1 protein-coding gene is annotated in these 286 nt (G+C 60.1%); it reads right to left on the bottom strand.

What is annotated here, in order from left to right:
• Positions 1–262, bottom strand: a 262-nt coding sequence (locus tag ACNQQL_RS36205) for a hypothetical protein (RefSeq protein WP_347069759.1), incomplete at its 3' end; no start/stop codon positions are given.
• Positions 263–286 lie beyond the last annotated feature (24 nt).

The raw sequence follows: 286 nt of genomic DNA, 5'->3' as shown, positions 1-286 counted from the left end.
CCACCCCGGTACCGACCTCGCCAATCCCCCAATGCTGAGCCGCCTGGACGGTAATCATCTGCTGGATAGACTGGTCCATCGGCGTGCCGTCCGCATTCTTCCCCTTGCCGTCTGAGCCCACGATCACCGGCACCTTCTTCTCCGGATGCTTCGGATCCGGAATCTCGATCACCTTGGTCAACGAAATCTCACCACCCGGCGCAAGCAGTGCCCCAGACAGCGCCAGCACCTTCTGCGCCGCCATCAGAATATTCGCGTCCATTTTGCTGTTCGCAGCAATCACGCT

The sequence above is a fragment of the Burkholderia sp. LFS061 genome, from assembly GCF_047978125.1.
GTDB lineage: Bacteria > Pseudomonadota > Gammaproteobacteria > Burkholderiales > Burkholderiaceae > Burkholderia > Burkholderia pyrrocinia_C.
Note: the sequence above shows the minus strand (reverse complement) of the source record. Positions and strands in the feature narration are given on the sequence as shown.